The sequence below is a fragment of the Actinomycetota bacterium genome, assembly GCA_036280995.1.
In the GTDB taxonomy this organism is placed as follows: Bacteria; Actinomycetota; CALGFH01; order CALGFH01; family CALGFH01; genus CALGFH01.
On the sequence record DASUPQ010000095.1, the window covers coordinates 1 to 23,361 of the forward strand.

Below are 23,361 nucleotides of genomic sequence, written 5' to 3' on the forward strand. Positions count from 1 at the left end.
GATCTCCTTGAGCAGGTAGCCGTTGGCGCCGGCCTTGATGGCGTCGTAGAGGTCGGCCTCCTCGTCGGAGATGGTCAGCATGAGGATCTTGGCGTGCGGGATGAGGTCCTTGATGGTCTGGGTCGCCTCGATGCCGCTGCGCCGCGGCATGCGGACGTCCATCAGCACCACGTCGGGCATGAGCTCCTGGGCCTTCTCGATGGCCTCGGCGCCGTCGCCCGCCTCCCCCACGACCTCGACGTCGTCCTCCTGCTCGAGCACCATCTCGAGCCCACGGCGGAACAACGCGTGGTCGTCCACGATCAGCACGCGGATGGCGTCACCTGCCCCCCGCGGTCGTGCCTGCCGGTCGTCGGCCACGCTCTCCCCTCTCACTCCCTGATCCCGCCGGGGGCGGCCGGCTGCGGCGTGAGCCCCCGGACCCCCCCTGGCTCGTTGCTGGCTGCTCACGGTTCCTGCTCGCCGGGCCCGGAGTCGCCGTCGGGGCGACGGTACACGACGTTGGCCTGGTCAGTCTCGTTGCCGTCCACAGGCAGGGTCTTGACCCCGTCGGCGTGCTGGGTGCGGTCGACCCGCCGGCCCTTGAGCTTCTTCACCTGCCGCTCGAGCCGGTCGACGACCTGGTCGACGGCGGTCGCGGGGTCGACGGCATTGGCGTGGGCCCGGACGAGGCCGGCCTTGGTGGTCAGGGTGACCTCGACGCGGTGCGGGTCGGCGACCCGCGGGTTCCGCTCCTCCGAGAACTCCACGTCCATCGAGAGGATGTGGTCGTCGAACCGCTGGAGCTTGGCCAGCTTGCGCTCGGCCCGAGCGCGGAGCTTCTCGGGCACTCCCGTGTTCTTCCCCTTCACCGTCACCTGCATGGGCACTCCCGATACGGTTGCCGGATACGATCTCGAGCAGGCATATCCCCCCTTCGGGTCCTGCAACCCGAGCGGGACGCGAGCCCTGCCCGTCAGAAGACCTCGGCAGACGGGCCGTCCTCCTTCACAGCCCGCTGGTCGTATTGGCCGGATTCTACACACGAAAACTGGTCACAACCACACAATGCGACCGGTGTGAGCAGGGCAAATCCCGGTCATAGGCCTACCTCGGGACAGCCCGGCCGCCGCCGGCGGGGCCCTCCTCGCCGACCCGGAGGGCGGCCGGGGCGGCGGCCAGCACGGCGGCCTCGACCTGGTGGGCGCCGGCGAGGCGGAGGGTGGCGGCGGCGCCGGCGAGGGTGCCGCCGGTGGTGGCCAGGTCGTCGACGAGCAGGACCCGGCCGCCGGCCAGGCGGCGGCGGGCCGTCGGTGGCGGGCGTGACGGCGGCCGGCCGGGACGGCGCCGGCGGGCCCGGCCCAGGTCACGGCCGCGCGCCGGGGCGAGCAGGCCGGCCAGGGGGAGGTCGAGCGCGCCGGCGACGCCGGCGGCGATCCGCTCGGCGTGGTCCCGGGGCAGGCCGGCGACCCGCCCGGCGGCGACCCAGGTGACCAGGTCGGCGCCGATCCCGGCCGCGGCCAGGACGACCCCGAGGCGGCGGCCGAGCTCGGCCAGGGCGGCCGTCTGGCCGTCGAGCTTGCCGGCGAGGACGGCGGCCCGCAGGCCGTCGCCGTAGGGGCCGAGCGCCCACACCGCCACCTCCGGGTCGGTGGCCAGGGGCCACGGCCCGACCGCACCCGGCTCGGACGGCAGGCAGCGGGTGCAGCAGGGCCAGCCGCCGGGCAGGCCACAGGCCAGGCAGACGGGGGGCCGCAGCAGCCGGCCGAGCACGCCGATCAGGGACATGCCCGCAGGCTAGCCTGGGCGCCCGGCCGTGGCCCGCGCCCGTCCACAGCCCCCGGCGGCGGGCTCAGCGGCTGGCGAAGCTGGGGTCGACGTCGAAGGCGGTGGGGGCCGGGGCGGTGAGGTAGCTGACCGACTTCTTCCCGCGGTCGACCATCCAGAGCGAGACGCCGTTGCTGGAACGGGCCGGGACGACGAAGGACGAGCCGCTGGGGTCGACCGTGAGCTGGTTGCCGATGTCGCCGATGGGCATGCCGGAGTCGTTGAGGACGGCGGTGGGGTCCCAGCCGTCCGATCTGATGGTCCAGAGCTTGCCCAGGTCGTCCTTGTTGCCGGTCTCGGCGATGAAGGCCACGGTGACCGGGCCGACCCAGACCGGGCTGAACACGCGCCCGAGGCCAGGGGCGAGCTGCCGTGGGGACCACTGGATGACGCCGCCGCGGCCGAACTGGCCGAGGAACAGCTGGCCGCCGGGGACGGGCTCGGCGGCCAGGACCTTGCGGTCGGGCCGGTCGGCGACGGCGAGCACGGACGCCCCGTCGGGGCTGACGGTGACGCTGCTCGGCTGCAGGCCGGCGGGGAGCGGGGGGAGGCTGAGCTGGCGGACGCCCAAGGTGCTGCGGCCGACCTCGAGCAGGCGGGCGCCGGTCTCGTCCCTGCTGACGACGTAGATCCGCTTGGAGTCGGGGCTCCAGGAGGGGGGCGAGAGCCTGCCCGAAAGCTTCTTGGCCGAGAACGCCTGGCCGCTGGGCTGCCTCACCCAGAGGAGGCGCCTGTCGCCGGTGCCGGCCAGGAAGGCCATCGAGCGGCCGTCGGGCGACCAGGTCGGCGCCGACTTGGTGCCGGGGGCGTTCAGCGGCATCAGCTGCGGCGGCCGGCCGGCCTCCGGCGTGACCGTGAAGATCTCGCCCCGCCGCACGAACAGGACCGCGTCGTCCTGACGCTCGGGGGAGCGCTGCGGCAGCATCGCGGCCAGCGGCATGTCCCGGCGCCGCCAGGAGCGGTCGGTGGGGAACTGCTCGGCACCGACGGTCCCGACCGGGCGGCCCTCGACCAGGATCCGGACCGACGCGGTCGGGAGCAGGCGGTTCACCGTCCACACGACCTGGCCGACCCGCAGCTGCCCGGAGCCCTCCGCCTCGGCGAACCTGCGCGACAGGTCGACCGTGGCCACGTTCTCGGCGTACCGGAACTCCCGCAGCTCCGTGCCCTCCGGGATCGCCGTGTCGAGGTTCCGGTAGCGCCCCCGCGGGCCGGCCAGCAGCAGCTTGAGGGCGTGGTTGACCGCGAGCTTGGACACCTCCGGATCGCCGTCGCCCCTGCGGACGAAGACCGGCGCCGCCGCCAGCCGCGGCGCCGGGCGGGTCTTGTCGGCGACCAGGTAGACCTCGGTCGAGGCGTACAACCTGGCGAAGTTGACGTCCCGCATCCAGATGCCGCTGGGGTTGGCCACCCGGGTCTCGGCGCCGTCGTTGCCCAGCTCCAGGTTGAGCATGTCGTCCCCGCTGGCCGGGTACCAGTCGCGGCCGTTCTGGAGCTGCCCGGCCAGCTTGACCTTGACCGGGACGACCCGCCGCCCGTCCTCGCGGACCTGCGGCTGGCCGGGCTCGAAGACGCTGTAGACCCGCACGGTGGTGACGTTCTCGGACCAGCGTTTGACCTTGTCGTGGTCTCTGCTCACCACCCACCGCTGGATCCTCGTGACGTCGCCGGTGTTCATCGCCCGCATGTAGCCGGTCGCCACCTCGACCTCGCTCTGTCCGGAGGACGGGTCGCCGAGGTCCTTGAGGGCGTCGGCGTCCTCCTGCGGCACCGAGGTCGTGACCGGGCTGACCGTCACCACGTGGCCGGTCTGGGGCACGCCGGCCGTGCAGGCCGCCAGCCCACCCAGCGCCACCAGGGCGGCGATCGGACGGAGGAGGCGGTGGCGCGGGGGGCGGCTATCCACCGACGGCGACCTCCGGGACGGGCGCCGGCTCGGGCTGCGGCTCGGCCGCCCGGCCGTCCGCCGGCTCGGGCTTGGGGTCGATGGCCGGCAGGGTGACGGTGAAGGTCGAGCCCTGGCCGACCTCGCTCTGCACGTCGATCGAGCCACGGTGCAGGTTCACGTTCTCGAGGGCGATGGCCAGCCCGAGCCCGGTGCCGCCGAGGGTCCTGGCCCGGTGGACGTCGGCCCGGTAGAAGCGCTCGAAGATGTGGGGCAGGTCCTCGGCCGGGATGCCCTCGCCCTCGTCGGCCACGGTGACGACCACGTCGCGGGCGCGCCGGCCGACCCAGATGCGGACCCCGCCCTCGACGGTGTGCTCGATGGCGTTCTTGACCAGGTTGGAGAAGACGCGGTCGAGCCGGCGCGGGTCGGCCGCGACCAGCGGCTGGCCCTGGCTGCGGTCCACCTCGAGGGCCACGTCGACCTTGCGCCCGTGGGCGATCGGGTCGAGGGCGTCGACCACCTCGTCGAGCAGCCCGCTGAGGTCGACCTCGACCGGCTCCAGGTTGATCACCCCGGCGTCGAAGCGGCTGATCTCCAGGAGGTCCTCGAGCAGGTTCTCGAACCGCTCCAGCTCGCGTTCCAGCAGCACGGCGGCCCGCTGGGCGTCGGGGGGGAGGCCGGCCCGGGCGGCGTGGATGTAGTCGGCGGCCATGCGCACCGTGGCCAGGGGCGTGCGCAGCTCGTGGCTGACGTCGGAGACGAACCGGGCCTGCAGGCTGCCCACGTGCTCCAGCTCGCCGATCTTCTGGGCCAGGTTGTCGGTCATCCGGTTGAACGACTCGGCCAGCTTGCCGAAGTCGTCCTGGCTGGTCGCCTGGGGGATCCGGGCGGCCAGGTTGCCGGCCGCGATCTCCTCGGCGACGTCCCTGGCCCGCTGGATCGGCTTGAGCACCCGGCCGATCGAGATGGCGGCCAGGATGACCACGGCCGCGAGCAGCCCGGCGCCCACGATCAGCAGGAAGTTGGAGAGCTTGGCGAGCGTCTCCTCCTGGAAGTTCAGGGGGTAGAAGAAGTAGGCCTGCTGGGCGCCGGCGTCGCTCTGGTCGAGACGGATCGGGGCGCCCACGACCAGCATGCGGCCCGGGCCGACGGGCGAGCGGATGTACACGTAGGCCAGCTCGTTGCCGCGCTCGACCCGCTCGACCAGGCCGGCGGGGACGTGCTCGATCCTGAAGTCCTCGTCGGAGGAGCTCGGGGTCCCGTCCTCCCCGCGCAGGACCACGGCCTCGAAGTTCGGCTGGCCGCCCAGCCGCTTGATCAGCTGATCCTTGAGCGCATCCTGGATCTGCTCGGTGTTGACGCCGGAGACGTCACTGATCTCGCCGGGCCGGGTGAGGAGCTTGACCTGCTGGACGGCGTCGTAGTTCTGCTGGGTGTACAGGGACTTGGCCAGCAGGGCATGCAGGGCCGCGCCGAGGAGCAGCAGCGCCCCGACCACGATCGCCGACGTGAACAGCACCACCCTGGCCCGCAGGTCGAGCCGGGCGAGGCTGAAGCGGCCCAGTCTTATCCCTGATCACCCGCCTGCGCCGAGGACTCCACGGCGCCGCCCTCCGGCCCGATGCGGTAGCCGACGCCTCTCACAGTCTGCACCACCCGGGGGTTCTCCGGGTCGTCCTCGATCTTGGCCCGCAGCCGCTGGACGTGCACGTTGACCAGCCGGGTGTCGCCGGCGTAGCGGTAGCCCCAGACCTGCTCGAGCAGGACCTCGCGGGTGAACACCTGCCGGGGACGCCTGGCCAGGGTGGCCAGCAGCTCGAACTCGAGCGGGGTCAGGTTGACCGGCTTGCCGTCCTTGGTGACCTGGTGGGCCATGACGTCCATCTCGATGTCGTGGAAGCGGAGCGTCTCGGCGCCGTCGGTGTCGCGGCGGCGCAGCCGGGCCCGGATGCGGGCCACCAGCTCCTTGGCCGAGAACGGCTTGGTGATGTAGTCGTCGGCCCCGGACTCGAGCCCGAGGACGACGTCGACGGTGTCGGTCTTGGCGGTCAGCATCACGATGGGGACGCCGGACTCCAGCCGCAGCTCGCGGCAGATCTCCAGGCCGTCCTTGCCGGGCAGCATGAGGTCGAGCAGGACCAGGTCGGGCTTGGCCTGGTGGAAGGCGGCGATGGCCTGGTCGCCCGAGCGGACGAACACCGGCTCGAAGCCCTCCTGGCGCAGGACGATCCCGAGCATCTCGCCGAGCGACGGGTCGTCGTCGACGACCAGTACCCTGCCCTTCACGCGTTACCGCCCCCTTCCCGGCGCCGACAATCGGCCAAGGATGTCACGTCGGCGTCCAACAGTGGAGTATCAACCATTTCCACAATCCACAGACGTCCGGCTGACGCCGTTGACCGGCCCGTGCGGCCTCGTGACAATGCGCGCGAGCGCCGATGAGAGGATGGTCGTGACCAGCCAACCGCCACCCTGGGACCCGCCGGGCCAGCTGCCCGGCCCGCCCGCCACGCCCCCGCCGGGGTGGGGGCCGCCGCCGGGTGCGGCGCCGGGGTGGGGGGTGCCGTCGCCGTACCCGCCGTTGCCGAAGGCCGGGTCGGCCCGGACGGGGCCCCTGCCGCTGCACCCGATGATGTTCAGCGACCTCCTCGACGGGTCGTTCCGCCTGCTCAAGGCCAACCTCTCCGCCATCGTCCTGGTCGCGGCCGTGTTCGTCATCCCGGTCAACCTGGTGGCCGCGTTCTTCCAGCGCGACCTGCTCGGCGGCTACGGCTTCCTCGAGTTCATCCAGGACCCGTCGCTGGCCGAGCAGGCGGCGGGGACCGGGCCCTCCGACGGGGCCTGGATCGGCATCGTGATCGCCGCCCTCGCCGGCTTCCTGGTCACCCCGTTCATCGGCGGCGCCACCTCCATGATCGTCGCCGCCAGCTACCTCGGCGGGGAGCTCAAGGCCGGCCCGGCCATGCGGGCCACCGGACGCGCCTTCCTCGTCCTGCTGGCCGTGTTCTTCATGACCGCGCTGCTCAAGCTGGCCGGGCTGGTCCTGTGCCTGGTCGGGGCGCTCATCCCCATGACCTTCTTCCTGGTGACCACGCCGGTGGTGATGGTCGAGCACGCCGGGCCCATCCAGGCCATGGCCCGGTCCGTGACCCTGGTCCGCCCGCGGTTCTGGCCGGTCATGGCCATCGGGATCGGGAGCGGCCTCATCGCCAGCTTCCTCGGGAACATCCTGGCCACCCCGTTCTCGATCGCGGCGCTGGCCGTCGGCTACCGCTGGGGCTGGATCCTGGCCGCCATCGGGGCCATCATCCCGGCCCTGATCACGACGCCGTTCGTGTCGATCCTGGCCACCCTGGTCTACTTCGACCTCCGGATCAGGAACGAAGGCTTCGACCTGCAGATGATCGCCGCCGAACTGGGCCGCGGTGCCCCGGCCCGCTGACCGACCGCCCCGCTCCCCGGCCCTCCGTCCCGCCGCCGGGCTGTTCCTGCCCGCCGTGGTGGGGCTGGGGCAGCGGCAGGGGGACCCGCGGGTGCCGGTGCAGGACCCGGACCAGGTGCGGGAGGTCGTCCGCGAGGTCCTGTCGAGGCCGGAGTTCCGGCCGGCCGAACGGTCGCTGGTGGAGCGGATCTACGACTGGGTGCTGGAGGCGGTCGGGCGCCTGCTGGCGGCGCTCGGCGGGAGCGGGGCCGGCGGGATCGTCGGGCTGATCCTGCTGGCCTTGGTCCTGGTCGGGGTCGGGGTGGTGGTGGCCCGGTTCTCGCGGGGGCTGACGCCCAGCCCCGAGGTGTCGGCGGCGGTCCCGGGGATCCGGCGGCGGTCGGCGGCCGAGTGGCGCGCCGAGGCGGAGGCGCAGGAGCGGGCCGGCGCCTGGCGGGAGGCGGTCCGCTCCCGCTACCGGGCCCTGGTGGCCGACCTCGCCTCCCGTGGCCTGGTCGAGGAGGTGCCCGGCCGCACCGCCGGCGAGTACCGGCGCGAGGTCGGCCGCGCCCTGCCCGACGCCGCCGGCGACTTCGCCGGCGCCACCGAGCTGTTCGAGGTCGCCTGGTACGGCCGCTCCCCCACCGGCGCCCAGGAGGCAACCCACCTCCGCGACCTGTCCGACCGCGTCCTCCAGCGGGCCGGCTCGTGAGCGGGCGGGCCGGGGCCCGGACCGGGGTCGGGAGGGCGCTGCCGTGGGTGGCGGTCGTCCTGGGGGTGGCGCTGGTGGTGGCGGTCGCGGGGCGGGGGCCCGAGGAGGGCGAGCCGCTGGACCCGGGGTCGCCGGGGCCGCTGGGGACCAAGGCGCTGATGGACGTGCTGCGGGAGCTGGGCGGCGAGGTGGGCATCTCCTCCGACCCGCCCGGGAGCGCCGTCCAGACGACGCTGCTGCTCAGCGACGACCTCACCCCCGAACGGCGCCAGGACCTGCTCGAGTGGGTCCGGCAGGGCGGGACCCTGGTGGTGGCCGACCCCAGCTCCGGCGTGACCGAGGTCGAGCCGGCCGGCTCGACCCGCATCGGCCTGCTCGACGCCGAGATCGAACGGCGCTGCGACGTGGCCGCCCTGGGCAACGTGGGCCGGGTGGCGGCGCCCGGCGGGGTCGTGTTCGAGATCCCCGCGGGCCGGGGGGCGGCGGCCGGCACCCGGGCCTGCTTCCCCCGCAACGACGGCGCCTGGCTGCTGGTCCAGCCGCTCGGCCTCGGCACCGTCGTCCGCCTCGGCGGGGCCAGCGTGCTCGTCAACGAGGAGCTCGGCGAGGCCGACAACGGCCTGCTGCTGGCCAGCCTGCTGGTCCCGGCGCCGGGGACGGCCGTCCGGGTGCTGCGGCCGCCCCTGCCCGGCGGAGGGAACGCCGGGCTGGGCGACCTGGTCGCCCCCAGGGTGCGGCTGGCGCTGTGGCAGCTCGTCGTCGCCTTCGTCCTGCTCGCCCTCTGGCGGGCGCGCCGGCTGGGCCGGCCCGTGGCCGAGCCGCAGCCGGTCCAGCTCCCCGGGGCCGAGCTGGTCATGGCCGTCGGCAACCTGCTCCAGCGGGCCAAGGGGCGCGGCCAGGCGGCGCGCCTGCTCACCGACGACCTGCGCCGCTCGCTGACCGAGCGGCTGGGCCTGCCCCCGTCGGCCCCGCCCGACCTGGTGGCCGACACGGTCGCCGCCCGGACCGGGATCCCGCGCGAGCGGGTGCTCCGGGCCCTCAGCCCGGCCACGCCCCGCGACGAGGCCGAGCTCGTCGCCCTCAGCCAAGCCGTCGACACCGTCCGCCGGGAGGTCACCCGTGTCCGTTAGCACAGCGCAGCCGCAGGCGCCCCGGGCGGCGGTGCTCCGGGTCCGCGACGAGATCGCCAAGGCGGTCGTCGGCCAGGACGGGGCGGTGTCGGGGCTGGTCGCGGCCCTGCTCGTCCGGGGCCACGTGCTGCTGGAGGGCGTCCCCGGGGTGGCCAAGACGCTGCTGGTCAAGACCCTCGCCCGGACCCTCGACCTGGACTTCAAGCGGGTCCAGTTCACCCCCGACCTGATGCCGTCGGACGTGACCGGGCAGGTGATCTTCGAGCAGCGCGACGGCTCCTTCCGCTTCCGCCAGGGGCCGGTGTTCACCAACCTGCTGCTGGCCGACGAGATCAACCGCACCCCGCCCAAGACCCAGGCCGCGCTGCTGGAGGCGATGGAGGAGCGCCAGGTGTCGGTCGAGGGCCAGGGGCACCCGCTGCCCGAGCCGTTCCTGGTCGTCGCCACCCAGAACCCGGTCGAGTACGAGGGCACCTATCCCCTGCCCGAGGCCCAGCTCGACCGGTTCCTGTTCAAGCTGCACGTCGGCTACCCCTCGGCCGAGCAGGAGCAGGCCGTGCTGGCCCGTCACGACGCCGGCATGGACCCCCACGACCTGGCCACCCTGGGGGTGACGGCGGTGGCCGGCCGCCAGGACCTGGAGGCGGCCCGCAAGGAGGTGACGGCCGTCCCGGTCGAGCCGCGGGTCCAGGCCTACATCGTGGCCATCGCCCGGGCGACCCGGGAGTCGCCGTCGCTGGAGCTCGGCGTCTCCCCCAGGGGGGCGGCCATGCTGCTGCACGCCGCCAAGGCCTGGGCCTGGCTGGCCGGCAAGCAGTACGTCACCCCCGACGAGGTCAAGGCGGTGGCCAAGCCGACCTTGCGGCACCGGCTCGAGCTGCGGCCGGAGGTCGAGCTCGAGGGCGTGACCGCCGACGGCGTCCTCGACGGCGTCCTGGCCGCCGTCCCGGTCCCCCGGTGACCGTGGAGGCCGGGTGAGCGCGCCGCCCCCCCGGGCCGGGCCCCCCAGGGTCCGGGAGGGCGCGCCGGTGCCGACCTGGCGGCTGGTGGCGGGGGCGGCGGTGGGGTCGCTGGTGGTGCTGCTGCTGCCGGTCCGGCCGCCCCTGGGCCTGTGGGTGGTGAACGGGGTCCTGCTGGCGGCCGCGGTCGTCGACTGGGCGCTGGCGGTGCGGCCCCGCGACCTCGAGGTCGAGCGGGAGCCGCCCGGGATCGTGCCCCTCGGCAGCGAGGCCCGGGTCACCTGGCGCATCGCCCACCGGGCCGGGCCATCCCGGGACCGCTTGGGCCTGGCCGGCCGGGGGGTGCGGGTGCGGCTGGCGGACGAGCTGGCGCCGTCGCTGGGGGCGGTGACCAGGCGGGCGCGGGTGGTGGTGCCGGCGCGGGGGCGGGCGGTGGCGGCGACCACGATCCGGCCGAGCCGGCGGGGCCGGTTCACCCCGGCCGAGGTGGTGCTGCGGGTGGAGGGGCCGCTGGGGCTGGCGGCCAGGCAGGGCCGGCGGCGGCTGCCCGGGGTGGTGCGGGTGTACCCGCCGTTCGACTCGCGCGACGAGGCCGAGCTGCGGGTGAACAAGGCCCGCATCCTGGAGGTGGGCCTCCGGTCGGCCCAGGGGCGGGGCGGCGGGACCGAGTTCGACTCGCTGCGCGAGTACGGGGTCGACGACGAGTTCCGCCGGATCGACTGGGCGGCCACCGCCCGCTCCACCAAGCCGATCGTCCGCACCTACCGCGCCGAGCGGAACCAGACGGTCCTGCTGCTGCTGGACAGCGGCCGCACCATGGCCGGCCGGGTCGCCGACGTGCCCCGCCTCGACCACGCCATGGACGCCGTCATGATGCTGACCTCGCTGGCCACCCGGCTCGGCGACCGGGCCGGGCTGGTCGCCTTCGACCGCGAGGTCCGGGCCGTGGTCGGGCCCGGGCACGCCCGCGACCAGCTCTCGCGGGTCACCGAGGCCATGTACCAGCTCCAGCCGCTGCTGGTGGAGAGCGACTACCGGGGCGCCTTCGCCGAGACCCTGGCCCGGTTCCGCCGCCGGGCCATGCTGGTCGTCCTGACCGAGCTGGCCGAGCAGGCCGTGTCCGAGACCCTCCTGCCGGCGCTGCCGCTGGTCGCCCGCGACCACCTGGTCGTGGTGGCCAGCGTGGCCGACCCCGAGGTGCGCGGCTGGGCGCTGGCCACGCCGACCGAGCCCGGCGCCGCCTACCGCAAGGCCGCCGCCGTGGCCGCCCTGGCCGACCGCCGGCGCACCGTCGCCCGCCTGCGCGGCCTGGGCGCGGTGGTGGTCGACGCTCCGCCCGGCCGCCTCGCCCCCGAACTGGCCGACGCCTACCTGCGGGTCAAGGCCACCGGGCGGCTCTGAACGGCGGGAGGTTTGGGAACCAGCAAGGCGAGTAATAGTTTCGAGGTGCGCCGATGAACGAGAACCGGATCAGGCGACCAGCCCGAGCGGCCGGGGCCCAGGCTGCCCGGGCGGTCCTGGTGACGGCCGCGCTGGTGGCCGTGCTGGCCGCCGGGTGCGGGGTCCCGCGGGACCCGGAGAGCACCCTGGACACGGTCCGGGGCGGGACCCTGCGGGCCGGGATCACGGCCAGCGATCCCTGGACGACCCTCGAAGGGGGCCGGCCGGGCGGGGTCGAGGTCGAGCTGGTCGAGCGGTTCGCCCGCGAGCTGGGGGCCCGGGTCGAGTGGGTCGACGGGTCGGAGGCCGACCTGATCGGCGCCCTCGAGGTGCGGGAGCTGGACCTGGTCGTTGGCGGCCTCACCGCCGACACACCCTGGCAGGCCAAGGCCGCCATCACCCGCTCCTACGCCACCACCCGGGTGGTGGTCGCGGTCCCGGCGTCGCAGCCGCCGCCCGACGACATCGCCGGGGTCCGGGTGGCGGTCGAGGCCGGCACCGACGCGGCCGGGATCCTGGAGGAGAAGACCGACGCCATCCCGGTCCGGGTCCCGGACGTGACCCAGGTCAAGGGGTCGGCCGTGGCCGTCGACGAGTGGCTGCTGGCCGACCTCGACCTCCGCAACACCGGCGTCCACCTGATCAAGACCAAGCACGTCATGGCCACCCCGCTGGGTGAGAACGCCTTCCTGGTCCGGCTGGAGCGGTTCCTGATCGCCAACCAGGCGGACGTGCCCGCCCTGCTGGACGCGGAGACCCGCAGGTGAGCGCGGCCGGGGTGGGCCCATGAGCAGCCACCACGAGCTGCCCCCGGACAAGCACGAGCAGCTGCTCAAGGCCGTGCGGCTGGAGTGGCTCTCGATCCTGTACCTGCTGTCGGCGATCGTGCTGCTGTACTTCACCCTCGGCAACTCCCAGGCGATGAAGGCGGCCTGGGTCGAGGACATCCTTGGGCTCACCCCGCCGATCGCCTTCCTGGTCGCCTCCCGGGTCCGCAACCGCAAGCCCAACGACCACTTCCCCTACGGCTACCACCGGGCCACGGCCATCGCCTACCTGTGCGCCTCGGTGGCCCTGCTCGGCCTGGGCGCGTTCATCCTCTACGACTCGGCCTCCAAGCTGATCATGTTCGAGCACCCGCCGATCGACCTGGTCAAGCCGTTCGGCGACCAGCCGGTGTGGCTGGGCTGGCTGATGCTGGGGGCGCTGGCCTACAGCGCCGTGCCCCAGGTGTTCCTGGGCCGGCTCAAGCAGCCGCTGGCCAAGGAGCTCAACGACAAGGTGCTGTTCGCCGACGCCGAGATGAACCGGGCCGACTGGATGACGGCGGGCGCGGCCATGGCCGGGGTGATCGGCATCGGGTTCGGCCTGTGGTGGGCCGACTCGGTGGCGGCCAGCATCATCTCGATCGACATCGTCCACGACGGCTACAAGAACCTGAAGGTCGCCGTCGGCGACCTGATGGACAAGGAGCCGACGCTGGTCGACGACACCCGGCCCGACCCGCTGCCGCTGTGGGTCAAGAACGAGCTCATGCTGATGGACTGGGTCAAGGACGCCGAGGTGCGGCTGCGCGAGGGCGGCCACGTGTTCATCGGGGAGGCCTTCGTGGTCCCGGTCGACAACGAGGACCTGGTCGGCAGGATCGAGCGGGCCAACCGGCACCTGCTCGACCTCGACTGGCGCCTGCACGAGCTGGTGATCGCCCCCGTCCCCGAGATCGAGCGGCCCGAGCCGGCCGGCGAGGGGAGCTGACCCGGCGCCTCAGCCGCCGGCGGCCTCCTTGAGCGCCGACATGGTGAACAGGGGGCGCAGCTCGACCCCGATCTCGGCCAGGTTGGCCGGGCCGCCGGCCTCCCGGTCGATCACGCACACGGCCACCGCGACCTCGGCCCCCTCGTCCCGGAGGGCGCGGCAGGAGTCGACCACGGCCCCGCCGGAGGTGACCACGTCCTCGACCACCACCAGCCGGCGCCCGGCCACCTCAAGGCCCTCGGCCAGGCGGCGGGTGCCGTAGGGCTTGGCCTGCTTGCGCACGAACCCGGCCGGCAGGCCGGTGACCTGCGACAGCATCGTCGCCAGGGGCACCCCGCCCAGCTCCAGCCCGGCCAGCCCGTCCGCCCCCTCGGGCAGCAGCCCGGCCATGGCCTCGGCCAGCTCGCGGAGCAGCCCGGGGTCGGACTCGAAGCGGTACTTGTCGAAGTACTCGCTGCTGGTCGCCCCCGAGCGGAGCACGAAGCTGCCCGTCAGGTGGGAGGTCCGGTAGACGCGACGGGCCAGGTCGGTGGCGCGTTCGGTGGTCATGGGCGGGGATCCTATGCGCGGCCGTAGACGGGGATGGCGGCCCCGCTGGTGGGGGCGGAGTCGTCGCTGCAGAGGAAGCGGATGACGGCGGCGACCTGGGTCGGCGGGACCCACCGGGAGGGGTCGGCGCCGGGCTGGGCGGCCCGGTTGGCCGGGGTGTCGATGACGCTGGGCAGGACGGCGTTGCAGCGGACGCCGTCGGCCTTGTACTCGACGGCGACGGCCTGGGCGAAGGCCAGCACGGCCGCCTTGGCGCTGACGTAGCCGCCGGCGCCGCGGAAGGGCGCCACCGCCGCCCGGGCCGACACGCAGACGACGGCCCCGCCGCCGGCGTCGACCAGGTGCGGCAGCACCGCCTGGGTGACCAGGTAGGTCGGGCGCAGGTTGAGGGTGAGCTGACGCTCGAACTGCTCCACCGGCGTCTCGTGGACCAGGCCGCCGGCGGCATAGCCGCCGACCAGGTTGACCAGGGCCCGCAGGGGGGCGCCGGCCCGGTCGGCGGCGGCGACGGCGACCGCCTCGGCCACGTCCGCCGGCTCGAACAGGTCGGTGGCCACCGGCTCGAGGCGTTCGTGCCCGACCAGGTCCTCGGGCGGCCGGCCCGACCGCGAGGTGGCCACCACCCGCCAGCCGTCGTCCAGGAACGCCGCCACCACCGCCGGCCCGAGCCCGCCGGTCGCTCCCGTGACCAGGACGGTGGACGTCATGAGGACGCCGCCGGGGCGGGCAGGCGGTGGCCTTCGGTGAGCCAGCCGCCGGTGTCCTCCTCGCCGAGGGCGCCGGTCAGGCCGCGGGCGGCGGCCCGCCGGCCGAGCACGACCACATAGGTCAGGAACCCGGCCTCGGCGACCACCCCGATCCCGACCCGCAGCCAGGTCGGCCAGGGCTGGCCGGTGACGAACCCCTCGATGGTGCCGGCGACCAGGAAGGCGGCGACCAGCCCGAGCACGATCACCACCGCCCGCCGGCCCTCGGAGGCCAGGGCCTGGAGCCGGGGCCGGTCTCCCGGGTCGATCAGCGTCCAGCCGAGGCGCAGCCCGGCCCCGCCGGCCACGAACACGCTGGTCAGCTCCAGCAGCCCGTGGGGCAGGATCAGGCCCCAGAACTTGGGCTGCTGGCCGACGGCCGCGAACAGCCCCGCGACCAGCCCCAGCATGGCGCCGTTCTGCACCAGCACGAACAGGGTGCCGACGCAGAAGAAGATGCCGAGGGCGAAGGCCTGGAAGGCGACCAGCACGTTGTTGGAGAACACCTGGGAGGCGAACTGGGCCGCCGGAGCCGAGGAGTAGTACTCCTCGAAGTCGCGGTTGACATAGGCCTCGCGGACGGCCGGCGGGGCGGCCGCCTCGACCGCGGTGGGCGAGTTGGCCAGCCACAGCCCGAAGCCGGCCGCCGGGAGCAGGGTGGCCAGGGTGGCCACGACCACGAACCAGCGGGCGTGCCACACCGCCGCCGGGAAGCTGACGGTGAAGAAGCGCCCGAAGGCCCGCAGGGTCCGGGGCCGGGTGCCGTAGACCACCGACCCGGCCCGGGCCACCAGCCCGCTCAGCTTGGCCGTCAGGGCCGGGTCGCGGTAGTAGGTCTGGGCGTAGGAGAGGTGGCCGGCGACCCGCTGGTAGAGTCGGACCAGCTCGTCGAGCTCGGCGGCGGAGAGGCGGCCGATCCCCCGCTGGGCCCTGCCGGTGAGCTCCGCCAGGCGGGTCCAGACGGGGCCGTTGGTCGCGATGTAGCGGTCGATGTCCACCGGCGCATTCTAGAGGGGACGCGGTCACCCATGGCGCAGGTCGAACCGGCCCGGATGGTCACGCCGGAGGCGGTGGCCCTCGAGTTCCGCACGGCCAACCTGGGCTCGCGCATCCTCGCCTACCTGGTCGACATGGCGGTGGTGGTCGCCGGCATCCTGGTCGGGCTGTTCGCGGTCGCCCTGCTCGGGCAGGCCAGCGACGTGGTCGTGCCCGACTGGGTGGCCCTCACGATCGTGCTGGTGCTGCTGCCGGCCTGGTGGCTCGGCTACTTCATCGCCTTCGAGACCCTGTGGCGGGGACGGACGCTGGGCAAGGCCGCCCTGGGGCTGCGGGTCGTGACCAGGGAGGGGGCGCCGGTCCGGTTCCGCCACGCGGCCATCCGGGGGCTGCTCGGGCTGGTCGACTTCTTCCTCTTCGGCGGCTTCGTCGCCGTCGTGTTCATCCTGTTCAGCAGGGACAACCAGCGGCTCGGGGACATGGTGGCGGGGACGCTGGTGCTGCGCGAGCGCAGCGCCCTGGCCGCCCCGGCGCCGGTCGACTTCACGCCGCCGCCGGGGCTGGAGCACTACGCCGCCACCCTCGACCCGAGCGGGGTCGGCACCGACGAGTACCAGGCGGTCAGGACGTTCCTGATCCGGGCGCCCAGCCTGCCCCCCGGTCCCCGCTCGGCCCTGGCCCTCCAGCTGGCCAGCCCGCTGGCGGCCCGCCTGCGCCCCCCACCCCCGCCCGGGGTCTCCCCCGAGCAGTACCTCCTCTGCGTGGCCGCCGCCTACCAGCAGCGCCAGCGCCTGGCCGCGGGCCGGGCCGGTGGGTCGGCCGGAGGGCCCGGGCCTGAAGGCGGTTCCGGGGGGCTGTGGACAACCGCCGGCGCCCCTCCCCCGGGTCGGCGAGGCTCCCCCACCGGGGGGGCCGAGTCGGCGGCTCCGGCGCCGGCGCCTGGACCGGCGCCGGAGGACGGGTTCGCTCCGCCTGGTTAGGTGCCTTCGGTCCAGGAGTGGAGGTACCTCTCCTGGGTGTCGGTCAGGGTGTCGATCTCGACGTCCATGGTGGCCAGCTTGACCCTGGCGACCTCGGCGTCGATCTCGGCCGGGACGTCGTGGACCCGGACCTCCAGGTCCTGCTGGCGCGACAGCCACTCCAGCGACAGCGACTGGTCGGCGAACGACATGTCCATGACCGCGGCCGGGTGGCCCTCGGCGGCGCCCAGGTTGACCAGGCGGCCCTCGGCGACCAGGTTGAGGCGGCGGCCGTCCTCCAGGGTGAACTCCTCGACGTTCTCGCGGACCCGGACCACGGAGGTGGCCAGGTCGGCCAGGGCGGCCTTGTCGATCTCGACGTCGAAGTGGCCGGAGTTGGCCAGCACGACCCCGTCCTTCATGACCTCGAAGTGCTCGCGCCGCATGACGTCGCGGTCACCGGTGACCGACACGATCACGTCGGCCTCGCGGGCCGCCTGGGCCATGGGCGCGACCTTGAAGCCCTCCATGGCCGCCTCGAGGGCGCGGATCGGGTCGACCTCGGTGACGATGACCTTGGCCCCGAGGCCGCGGGCGCGCATGGCCAGTCCCTTGCCGCAGTAGCCGAAGCCGGCGACCACGAAGTTCGTGCCGGCCAGGAGCAGGTTGGTGGCCCGCAGGATCCCGTCGATGGTCGACTGGCCGGTGCCGTAGCGGTTGTCGAACAGGTGCTTGGTCGGGGTGTCGTTGACGGCGATGATCGGGTAGGCGAGGGCGCCCTCCCGCTCCATCTGGCGCAGCCGGATGACCCCGGTGGTGGTCTCCTCGGTGCCGGCCCGGACCTCGGCCAGCTGGTCGCGCCGCCTGGTGTGCAGCAGGGTGACCAGGTCGCAGCCGTCGTCCATGGTGATGTTGGGGCGGGTGTCGAGGGCCGCCTCCAGGTGGGCGTAGTAGCCGTCGGTGTCGACCCCGCGGCGGGCGAAGGTGTCGATGCCGTAGTGCTCGACCAGCGCGGCCGCGGTGTCGTCCTGGGTCGACAGCGGGTTGGAGGCGCACAGCACCACGCTGGCGCCGCCGGCCTTGAGGGTGCGCATCAGGTTGGCGGTCTCGGTGGTCACGTGCAGGCAGGCCGCGACCTTGAGGCCTTCGAGGGGCCGCTCCTTCTCGAAGCGGGCGCGGATGTCGCGCAGCACCGGCATGTGCCGGTCGGCCCACTCGATGCGCAGGCGCCCCTCGTCGGCCAGGGCGAGGTCGGTCACGTCGTACGGCAAGGATCCTCCTCCGGTCGGGTGCCGCGTAAGGCTACCGGATCAGGCGGCGGCGGCAGGAAGCAGCGACAGCACCAGCTCCCGGAACCGGGGCCGGACCAGGGCCGCGACCTCGAGGACCTCGGCGTGGCTGGTCGGGGTGCCGCCGGGCCGGTGCACGTTGGTGATGGCCGAGATGGCGGCCACCCGCAGGCCGTGGGCGCGGGCGGCGATCACCTCGGGCACGGTCGACATGCCGACGGCGTCGGCGCCCCAGGCGCGGAACATGGCGATCTCGGCCGGGGTCTCGTAGGAGGGCCCGGCGGCGGCCAGGTACACGCCCTGGCGGACCGGGACGCCCTTGGCCTGGCCGGCCTCGACCGCCGCCGATCGAAGTTCCGGGTCGTAGGCGCCGGCCAGGTCGACGAAGTCGGGGGCGCCGCGCAGCGGGTTGTCGAACAGGAAGCTGATGTGGTCGGTGAGGACCATCAGGTCGGCCGGGTCGTAGTCGAGGTTGAGGCCGCCGGCGGCGTTGGTCGCCACCAGGGCGCGGCAGCCGACCTCGGCCGCGACCCGGGTCGCGAACGCGACCTCGGCCGCGCTGTAGCCCTCGTAGGTGTGGACCCGGCCGGCCAGGACGAGCACGGGCACGCCGGCCAGGCGGCCCGCGACCACCGCCCCGGCGTGCCCGGGGACCTTGGGCACGGGCATGCCGGGCACCTCGGCCGCCGGGACCCGGGTGGCGTCCTCGACCTCGTCGGCCAGCCCGCCCAGCCCCGACCCCAGCACCAGCGCCACCACCGGCCGCTCAGAGAGCCGAGGTTCCAGCGCCGCCGCCGCCACCCGCACCGCCTCCGGCACCGACGGCCGGTGCGGCTGCTCCCCCGCCGGCCCGGCCGCCACCTCCTCCGGGGTGTCGCTCACCGGGGGGCTCTGGCCTCGGCGGAGAGGGCCGCCTTGACCTCGTCGAGGGTGCGGATCGGGGTGGGGTCGACCCCGCGGGCGACGCCCAGGTAGGTGGAGGTGAAGTCGGCGAAGGCGGTCAGGCGGGCCAGGCGGGCCAGGGCCGGGCCCGGACCGGCGTCGTGGCCGACCGGGTCGGCGACCCCCAGGGCGGCGAGGACGGCCTCGATGCGGCGGCCGTCGCGGTCGTGCTCGCCGGCCTCGTCGCGCAGCAGGACCAGCTCGCGATCCGGGCCGAGGCCGCCCTCCAGGCCCATGACGTCGTTGTGGTTGACCTCCGGCAGGGGCCCGGACACGACCGAGACCTTGGCGTTCTCGTTGCACTGGGTGCGGAACCGGGTGGCCGCGACCGCCCCGACCTGGCCGCTGCCCCAGACGACGGGCAGCCGGTCCAGCAGCGCCACGGCGGCCTGCTTGGCCGGGTTGGCGGCCGTGGCCACCTCCGGGCCGAGGGCGGCCGCCTCCTCGTCGAGGACGTCGGCGGCGGCGCAGACCTGGTCGGTCACGGGCGGCAGCACCCCAGCCCCCTCGGCCGCCAGGCAGACCGGGACCAGCAGCGACCACAGGGCCGCCCGGGGCATGCGGCCGCCCTCGATCGCGACCAGGGGCGCCCCGCGGGACCGGGCCAGCTCGGCCAGGGCGCCGCCCGAGGTGACCGCGACCAGGCGGGCCCCGGCGGCCAGCCCCTGCTCGACCGCGGACAGCGTCTCGGCGGTGTTGCCCGAGTAGGAGACGGCCACCAGCAGCGTGCCCGGCCCCACGAACGCCGGCAGCCGGTCGCCCTTGACGGCCAGCACGGGCACGGGCGACTCCGGGAAGGCCACCGCGCTCAGCACGTCGCCGGCGATCCCGGAGCCGCCCATGCCGGCCACGACCACGACCTCGGGCAGGGGCCCGACCAGCGGCGCCGCCTGGGCGGCGCGCAGGGCGACCCGCGCCTGCCCGCCGGCGCCGGCGACCTCGGCGAGCATGGCGCCCGGGTCGCGCCGGGCCAGCTCGGCCGGGTCGTCGAGCACGGAGGGCCTGGAGTGGTCGCCCGTCGCCGCGCTCACGCCGGCGCCGTTCCCGGCTTCTCGGCCTCCTCGATCAGCATGACCGGGATGTCGTCGCGCACCGGGTAGCGGTAGCGGCACTCCCCCCGGCACTCGATGACCTGCTCGGCCTCCTTGTACTCGACCTCGCCGTGGCAGTTCGGGCAGGCGAGGATCTCCAGCAGCTTGGCGTCAAGGGGCATCGTCGGTTCCTCTCCTCGGGCCGTTCAGGCCGGCTCGCCGCCGACCGCCTCCAGCACCTCGTCGCGCACCCTGGCCATCTCGGCCTCGGTGGCGGCCTCGACGTTGAGCCGGAGCAGCGGCTCGGTGTTGCTCGGTCGCAGATTGAACCACCAATCGCCGCCCTCCACGGTCAGCCCGTCGGCGAAGTCGGCCCGGTCCGCCGGGTACCGCCCGGCCACGGCCTGGATGACCTGCCGGGGGTCGCCGGCGACGCGGCGGTTGACCTCTCCCGAGGCGGCGTAGCGGCGGTAGGGGGCGAGGACCTCGGACAGGGGCCGCCCGGCCCGCGAGAGGGCGTCAAGGGCGACCAGGGCGGCGACCAGCCCCGAGTCGGCCCGGTAGTTGTCGCGGAAGTAGTAGTGGCCCGAGTGCTCGCAGCCGAAGACGGCCCCGGTCTCGGCCATGACCCCCTTGATGAAGCTGTGGCCGACCCGGGTGCGCACCGGCACGCCGCCGGCCTCGCGGATCGTCTCGGGCACGACCCGCGAGCAGATCAGGTTGTAGAGCACGGTCGCGCCCGGCTCGCGCTCGCACATGAGCCGGGCCACCAGCGCCCCGACCAGGCTGGAGGGGACGGTCGCGCCCAGCTCGTCGACCAGGAACACCCGGTCGGCGTCGCCGTCGAAGGCCAGCCCGACGTCGGCCCCCTCGGCCACCACCCGGGCCTGGAGCTCCCGGAGGTTGTCGGGGTTGAGCGGGTCGGCCGGGTGGTTGGGGAAGCTGCCGTCGAGCTCGAAGTACATCGCCACCAGCTCGAACGGCAGGCCCCGGAAGACGGCCGGGACGACGTGGCCGGCCATGCCGTTGCCGGCGTCGGCGACCACCTTGAGCGGCCGCAGCGCGCCCAGGTCGGCGAAGCTGCGGACGTGGGCCGCGTAGCGTTCCAGCAGGTCGTCGGCCTGGCGTTCCTGGCCGCGGCGGCCGGCGGGGGCCGGCATGTCGCCGGTGGCCACCATCCGCTTGATGTCGGCCAGGCCCGACTCCTCCCCCACCGGCACCGCACCGGCCCGGCACAGCTTGAGGCCGTTGTAGCGGGCCGGGTTGTGGGAGGCGGTCAGCATGACCCCGGCGACGTCGAGGGCGCCGGAGACGTAGTAGAGCATGTCGGTCGAGCAGAGCCCGACCCGGAGCACGTCGGCCCCCTGGGCCATCGCCCCGGCGGCCACCGCGTCGGCCATCGGCTTGGACGACGGCCGCATGTCCTGCCCGATGGCCAGGGTCCCGGTCCCGGTCAGGGCCACGAACGCCCGCCCGATCCCCTCGGCCAGCTCCTCGTCCAGCTGGTCCGGGTAGACCCCGCGGACGTCGTAGGCCTTGAACACCTGGTCGAGGGCGGCGGGCACGGCAGCTCCTTGCGGCGGGTCCGGCGGTGGCTGGGGACGCCCGCGATTCTAGCCCCCGCCGGTCACGGCCCGCCGACCCGCCCCGGGCTCAGAACCGGCGTTCGCTGGCCAGCGAGAGGACCGGGTGGCTCGCAGGCCACCCGAACGGCTAGCACGTTCGCGACGCCCGCGGTAACTGTCAGGTTTCCCCTACCGGTTCCCGTGGGCGCCGGGGGGAAGGTAACGACGTCGGCGCTGCCGGTCAAGCATGTCGGCAGTATGGTTGGCACGTCCGCGAACCGGCCACGGAAGGAGCCTCTCCTGCCCCGCGCCCGCCATGGCCGCCGCCCGCCCCGGCCCCGCCTGCGCCTGCCCGTGGTGCAGCCGCCGGGGAGCGGCCGGGAGGCCTTCATGCGCCTGGTCGAGGAGGCCGTGGAGTCGATCCCCGAGCAGTTCCGGGACCGGCTGGCCAACGTCGACTTCGTCATCGAGGAGACCCCGCGGGGTGACGAGGTGCCCGGGGGGGAGCTGCTGCTCGGCCTCTACCAGGGCGTGCCCCTGACCGAGCGGGGCGCCGGCTACTTCGGGGTCCTGCCCGACCGGATCGTGCTGTTCCGCCGGCCCATCGAGGCCCGGGCGCGCTCCGACGCCGAGCTGGCCGAGCTGGTCCGCGAGGTCGTGATCCACGAGGTCGCCCACTACTTCGGCATCGACGACGACCGCCTGGACGAGCTCGGCTGGTAGGCGCCGGGCTCAGGGGGCGGCGGCGGGGCCCGGGGTGATGGGACCGCCGGCGGGGAGGCCGCCGATGGCCGAGCCGGGGACGATCGGGCCGCCGTTCAGCGGCGTCACCACCAGCCCGGCCGAGGCTGCCTGGACGACCAGGTTCTCGACGTCGGCGGGCGCCTTCTGGACGGTGACCCGGCCGGCCGGGACCGGCACCGCCTCGCCGGCGCCGGCGCCGCCGGTGAGGTCGCCCAGGCGGGCCTCCAGCCGGCCGCCGGACAGGTTGGCCAGGACGAGGTCGCCCGCGGGCGCGCCCGGGACCAGCCAGCCGCGTTCCGGCTGGCCCGTGCCCAGGTCGATGCGCGAGCTGCCCCCGTCGGCGTCGCCCTTGGTGACCCGCAGGGCGGCCACGAACGGCGCCCCGTTGACGGAGCGGACCTGGACGGCGTACGGCCCCTTGACGTCAAGGGCGGGGATGGCCAGCTCGGCGGTGCCGCCGTTGGCGATCGGCTCCCCGAACTCGCCCTCCGGCCGGAAGGTGTCCTTCTCCGTGGTGATCTGGAGGTCCACCTTGAGCTGGGTCGAGTTGGGGTTGGTGACCAGCACCTGGGCCTGGTTGCCGCCGCCGCTCACCCCGCCCGCGAACGACCACACCGGCTTGGCCGTGCCCTGGGCGGGCAGGAGGGTCGGGGACCTGCCGGAGCTGCTCACGGCCGCGCCGACGACCACCCGTCCGGCCCGGGCGACCACCTCGATCGCGGGCTTGAGCCCGGCCGGGGCGTCGTCGCCGAGCTGGCGCACCAGCGTCCCCCCCGCCGGGACGAAGATCTCGCGGCCCTCGTCGGACCGGATCGAGCCGGAGGTCAGGTGGGGTACCAGGTCGACGGTGGCCGGCTGGCTGTCGGGGTTGGCGATGATCACCTCGGTCTTGCTCCCGAAGCGGGTGTCGGAGGCCGGCAGCCACCAGCGGTTGCCCGGGCCAGGGGCGCAGCCGAGGCCGGGGGCGCTGACCACGACCGGGGCGCTGAACGCCTCCACCTGCACGAACGCGGGCTTGGTGGGCTTCAGCGTCAGCTCCTGGGTCTTGCCCCCGGCCAGCTCCGAGGTCTTGGGGGCGGCCTTCTGCTCGTTCTCGCGGACCAGGGTGCGCAGCGAGGCGGTCCCGCTGCCGACGTTGGCCACGGTCACCGCCGTGGACTGGCCGGGGAGCAGCGGGCAGACCCAGCGGGCCGAGTAGGGGTCGGCGGCGGCCGGGGTGGCCGGCGGCCGGACCGCCGGGAGGGCATTGGCCGCGAAGACCAGCACCGCCACCACCGCGACCAGCGCCCCGGCCAGGCCGAGGGTGGACCCGCGCAGGTCCTCGAGCTTGGGGGGGCGCAGCTGGGGCGCCTTGAGGGCCGGGGCCTTCAGCGACGAGGCCTTGAGCGACGGGCGCCGCCTCGGCTCGCCGGCGTCCCCGCGGTCCGGT

At 74.6% G+C, this 23,361-nt stretch carries 24 protein-coding genes; 9 read left to right on the plus strand and 15 right to left on the minus strand.

Translation table 11 applies throughout. The features are described 5' to 3' along the window. The 6 genes from VF468_02685 to mtrA form a co-directional block, all read right to left on the minus strand. The coding region (locus VF468_02685; protein ID HEX5877217.1) for a response regulator transcription factor at window positions 1-375 on the minus strand (375 nt) is incomplete at its 3' end. A gap of 71 nt (window positions 376-446) precedes the next feature. After that, complete coding sequence (raiA, locus tag VF468_02690) at window positions 447-863, minus strand: ribosome-associated translation inhibitor RaiA (protein HEX5877218.1); 417 nt, start codon at window positions 861-863, stop codon at window positions 447-449. A 223-nt stretch (window positions 864-1,086) separates the two neighbouring features. After that, entirely contained in the window at window positions 1,087-1,767 is a 681-nt protein-coding gene (locus VF468_02695) for a phosphoribosyltransferase family protein (GenBank protein HEX5877219.1), read from the minus strand. A 64-nt stretch (window positions 1,768-1,831) separates the two neighbouring features. Further along, window positions 1,832-3,712, minus strand: coding sequence for an LpqB family beta-propeller domain-containing protein (locus VF468_02700; protein ID HEX5877220.1), 1,881 nt, complete (start codon window positions 3,710-3,712; stop codon window positions 1,832-1,834). Beyond that, window positions 3,705-5,213, minus strand: a complete 1,509-nt coding sequence (locus tag VF468_02705; protein HEX5877221.1) for a HAMP domain-containing sensor histidine kinase — start codon at window positions 5,211-5,213, stop codon at window positions 3,705-3,707. Before VF468_02705 ends, VF468_02700 begins: the two co-directional genes overlap by 8 nt. Before the next feature lie 47 nt (window positions 5,214-5,260). Continuing rightward, on the minus strand, window positions 5,261-5,980 hold the full coding sequence (mtrA, locus tag VF468_02710; protein ID HEX5877222.1) for an MtrAB system response regulator MtrA: 720 nt from the start codon (window positions 5,978-5,980) through the stop codon (window positions 5,261-5,263). A gap of 166 nt (window positions 5,981-6,146) precedes the next feature. Here mtrA and VF468_02715 point away from each other — a divergent pair, with 166 nt between their 5' ends. Genes VF468_02715 through VF468_02745 form a run of 7 tightly spaced genes read left to right on the plus strand, consistent with a single transcriptional unit; the run spans window position 6,147 to window position 13,111 of the window. Continuing rightward, window positions 6,147-7,136, plus strand: coding sequence for a hypothetical protein (locus VF468_02715; GenBank protein HEX5877223.1), 990 nt, complete (start codon window positions 6,147-6,149; stop codon window positions 7,134-7,136). Continuing rightward, on the plus strand, window positions 7,120-7,827 hold the full coding sequence (locus VF468_02720; GenBank protein HEX5877224.1) for a DUF4129 domain-containing protein: 708 nt from the start codon (window positions 7,120-7,122) through the stop codon (window positions 7,825-7,827). Before VF468_02715 ends, VF468_02720 begins: the two co-directional genes overlap by 17 nt. Next, window positions 7,824-8,957 carry a DUF4350 domain-containing protein gene (locus VF468_02725; GenBank protein ID HEX5877225.1) on the plus strand — a complete coding sequence of 378 codons (1,134 nt, stop codon included), beginning with the start codon at window positions 7,824-7,826 and terminating at the stop codon, window positions 8,955-8,957. Before VF468_02720 ends, VF468_02725 begins: the two co-directional genes overlap by 4 nt. Then, window positions 8,947-9,918, plus strand: coding sequence for a MoxR family ATPase (locus VF468_02730; protein ID HEX5877226.1), 972 nt, complete (start codon window positions 8,947-8,949; stop codon window positions 9,916-9,918). Before VF468_02725 ends, VF468_02730 begins: the two co-directional genes overlap by 11 nt. 13 nt (window positions 9,919-9,931) lie before the next feature. Continuing rightward, complete coding sequence (locus tag VF468_02735) at window positions 9,932-11,317, plus strand: DUF58 domain-containing protein (GenBank protein ID HEX5877227.1); 1,386 nt, start codon at window positions 9,932-9,934, stop codon at window positions 11,315-11,317. A 53-nt stretch (window positions 11,318-11,370) separates the two neighbouring features. After that, entirely contained in the window at window positions 11,371-12,123 is a 753-nt protein-coding gene (locus tag VF468_02740) for a transporter substrate-binding domain-containing protein (GenBank protein HEX5877228.1), read from the plus strand. Between the two features lie 19 nt (window positions 12,124-12,142). Further along, complete coding sequence (locus VF468_02745) at window positions 12,143-13,111, plus strand: cation diffusion facilitator family transporter (GenBank protein HEX5877229.1); 969 nt, start codon at window positions 12,143-12,145, stop codon at window positions 13,109-13,111. Between the two features lie 9 nt (window positions 13,112-13,120). Here VF468_02745 and pyrE read toward each other — a convergent pair whose 3' ends face one another. The 3 genes from pyrE to VF468_02760 are packed head-to-tail and all read right to left on the minus strand — an operon-like array spanning window position 13,121 to window position 15,404. Continuing rightward, on the minus strand, window positions 13,121-13,660 hold the full coding sequence (pyrE, locus tag VF468_02750; protein HEX5877230.1) for an orotate phosphoribosyltransferase: 540 nt from the start codon (window positions 13,658-13,660) through the stop codon (window positions 13,121-13,123). Between the two features lie 11 nt (window positions 13,661-13,671). Continuing rightward, entirely contained in the window at window positions 13,672-14,367 is a 696-nt protein-coding gene (locus VF468_02755; protein ID HEX5877231.1) for an SDR family NAD(P)-dependent oxidoreductase, read from the minus strand. Next, the gene (locus VF468_02760; GenBank protein HEX5877232.1) at window positions 14,364-15,404 is read right to left on the minus strand and encodes a stage II sporulation protein M; all 1,041 of its coding nucleotides are present in this window, start codon (window positions 15,402-15,404) and stop codon (window positions 14,364-14,366) included. Before VF468_02760 ends, VF468_02755 begins: the two co-directional genes overlap by 4 nt. Window positions 15,405-15,434: 30 nt before the next feature. Here VF468_02760 and VF468_02765 point away from each other — a divergent pair, with 30 nt between their 5' ends. After that, on the plus strand, window positions 15,435-16,382 hold the full coding sequence (locus VF468_02765) for an RDD family protein (protein HEX5877233.1): 948 nt from the start codon (window positions 15,435-15,437) through the stop codon (window positions 16,380-16,382). On the opposite strand, the gene ahcY is transcribed toward VF468_02765, so the two are convergent. The 5 genes from ahcY to VF468_02790 are packed head-to-tail and all read right to left on the minus strand — an operon-like array spanning window position 16,379 to window position 21,188. Further along, a complete protein-coding gene (gene ahcY / locus VF468_02770) occupies window positions 16,379-17,632 on the minus strand; it encodes an adenosylhomocysteinase (protein HEX5877234.1) in 1,254 nt (417 codons plus the stop codon). The two genes, VF468_02765 and ahcY, sit on opposite strands and share 4 nt — an antisense overlap. 39 nt (window positions 17,633-17,671) lie before the next feature. Next, window positions 17,672-18,532, minus strand: coding sequence for a purine-nucleoside phosphorylase (locus VF468_02775; GenBank protein ID HEX5877235.1), 861 nt, complete (start codon window positions 18,530-18,532; stop codon window positions 17,672-17,674). Beyond that, window positions 18,529-19,623 (minus strand): bifunctional phosphoglucose/phosphomannose isomerase, encoded by a 1,095-nt coding sequence (locus tag VF468_02780; GenBank protein ID HEX5877236.1) that lies wholly within the window; start codon window positions 19,621-19,623, stop codon window positions 18,529-18,531. The genes VF468_02775 and VF468_02780 overlap by 4 nt, the downstream gene beginning before the upstream one ends. Continuing rightward, the gene (locus VF468_02785; GenBank protein HEX5877237.1) at window positions 19,620-19,805 is read right to left on the minus strand and encodes a Trm112 family protein; all 186 of its coding nucleotides are present in this window, start codon (window positions 19,803-19,805) and stop codon (window positions 19,620-19,622) included. The genes VF468_02780 and VF468_02785 overlap by 4 nt, the downstream gene beginning before the upstream one ends. A gap of 24 nt (window positions 19,806-19,829) precedes the next feature. Then, on the minus strand, window positions 19,830-21,188 hold the full coding sequence (locus VF468_02790) for a phosphomannomutase/phosphoglucomutase (protein HEX5877238.1): 1,359 nt from the start codon (window positions 21,186-21,188) through the stop codon (window positions 19,830-19,832). A gap of 390 nt (window positions 21,189-21,578) precedes the next feature. On the opposite strand from VF468_02790, the gene VF468_02795 reads away from it, so the two are divergent. Further along, the gene (locus tag VF468_02795) at window positions 21,579-21,911 is read left to right on the plus strand and encodes a metallopeptidase family protein (protein HEX5877239.1); all 333 of its coding nucleotides are present in this window, start codon (window positions 21,579-21,581) and stop codon (window positions 21,909-21,911) included. 9 nt (window positions 21,912-21,920) lie between these two features. Here VF468_02795 and VF468_02800 read toward each other — a convergent pair. Beyond that, window positions 21,921-23,361 (minus strand): DUF5719 family protein (locus VF468_02800; protein ID HEX5877240.1); only part of this gene is annotated, 1,441 nt, incomplete at its 5' end.

Coding starts and splice junctions, on each gene's coding strand:
- raiA (HEX5877218.1), bottom strand. CDS start 863: ATGCAGGTGACGGTGAAGGGGAAGAACACGGGAGTGCCCGAGAAGCTC.
- VF468_02695 (HEX5877219.1), bottom strand. CDS start 1,767: ATGTCCCTGATCGGCGTGCTCGGCCGGCTGCTGCGGCCCCCCGTCTGC.
- VF468_02740 (HEX5877228.1), top strand. CDS start 11,371: ATGAACGAGAACCGGATCAGGCGACCAGCCCGAGCGGCCGGGGCCCAG.
- VF468_02745 (HEX5877229.1), top strand. CDS start 12,143: ATGAGCAGCCACCACGAGCTGCCCCCGGACAAGCACGAGCAGCTGCTC.
- pyrE (HEX5877230.1), bottom strand. CDS start 13,660: ATGACCACCGAACGCGCCACCGACCTGGCCCGTCGCGTCTACCGGACC.
- VF468_02755 (HEX5877231.1), bottom strand. CDS start 14,367: ATGACGTCCACCGTCCTGGTCACGGGAGCGACCGGCGGGCTCGGGCCG.
- VF468_02765 (HEX5877233.1), top strand. CDS start 15,435: ATGGCGCAGGTCGAACCGGCCCGGATGGTCACGCCGGAGGCGGTGGCC.
- VF468_02785 (HEX5877237.1), bottom strand. CDS start 19,805: ATGCCCCTTGACGCCAAGCTGCTGGAGATCCTCGCCTGCCCGAACTGC.
- VF468_02795 (HEX5877239.1), top strand. CDS start 21,579: ATGCGCCTGGTCGAGGAGGCCGTGGAGTCGATCCCCGAGCAGTTCCGG.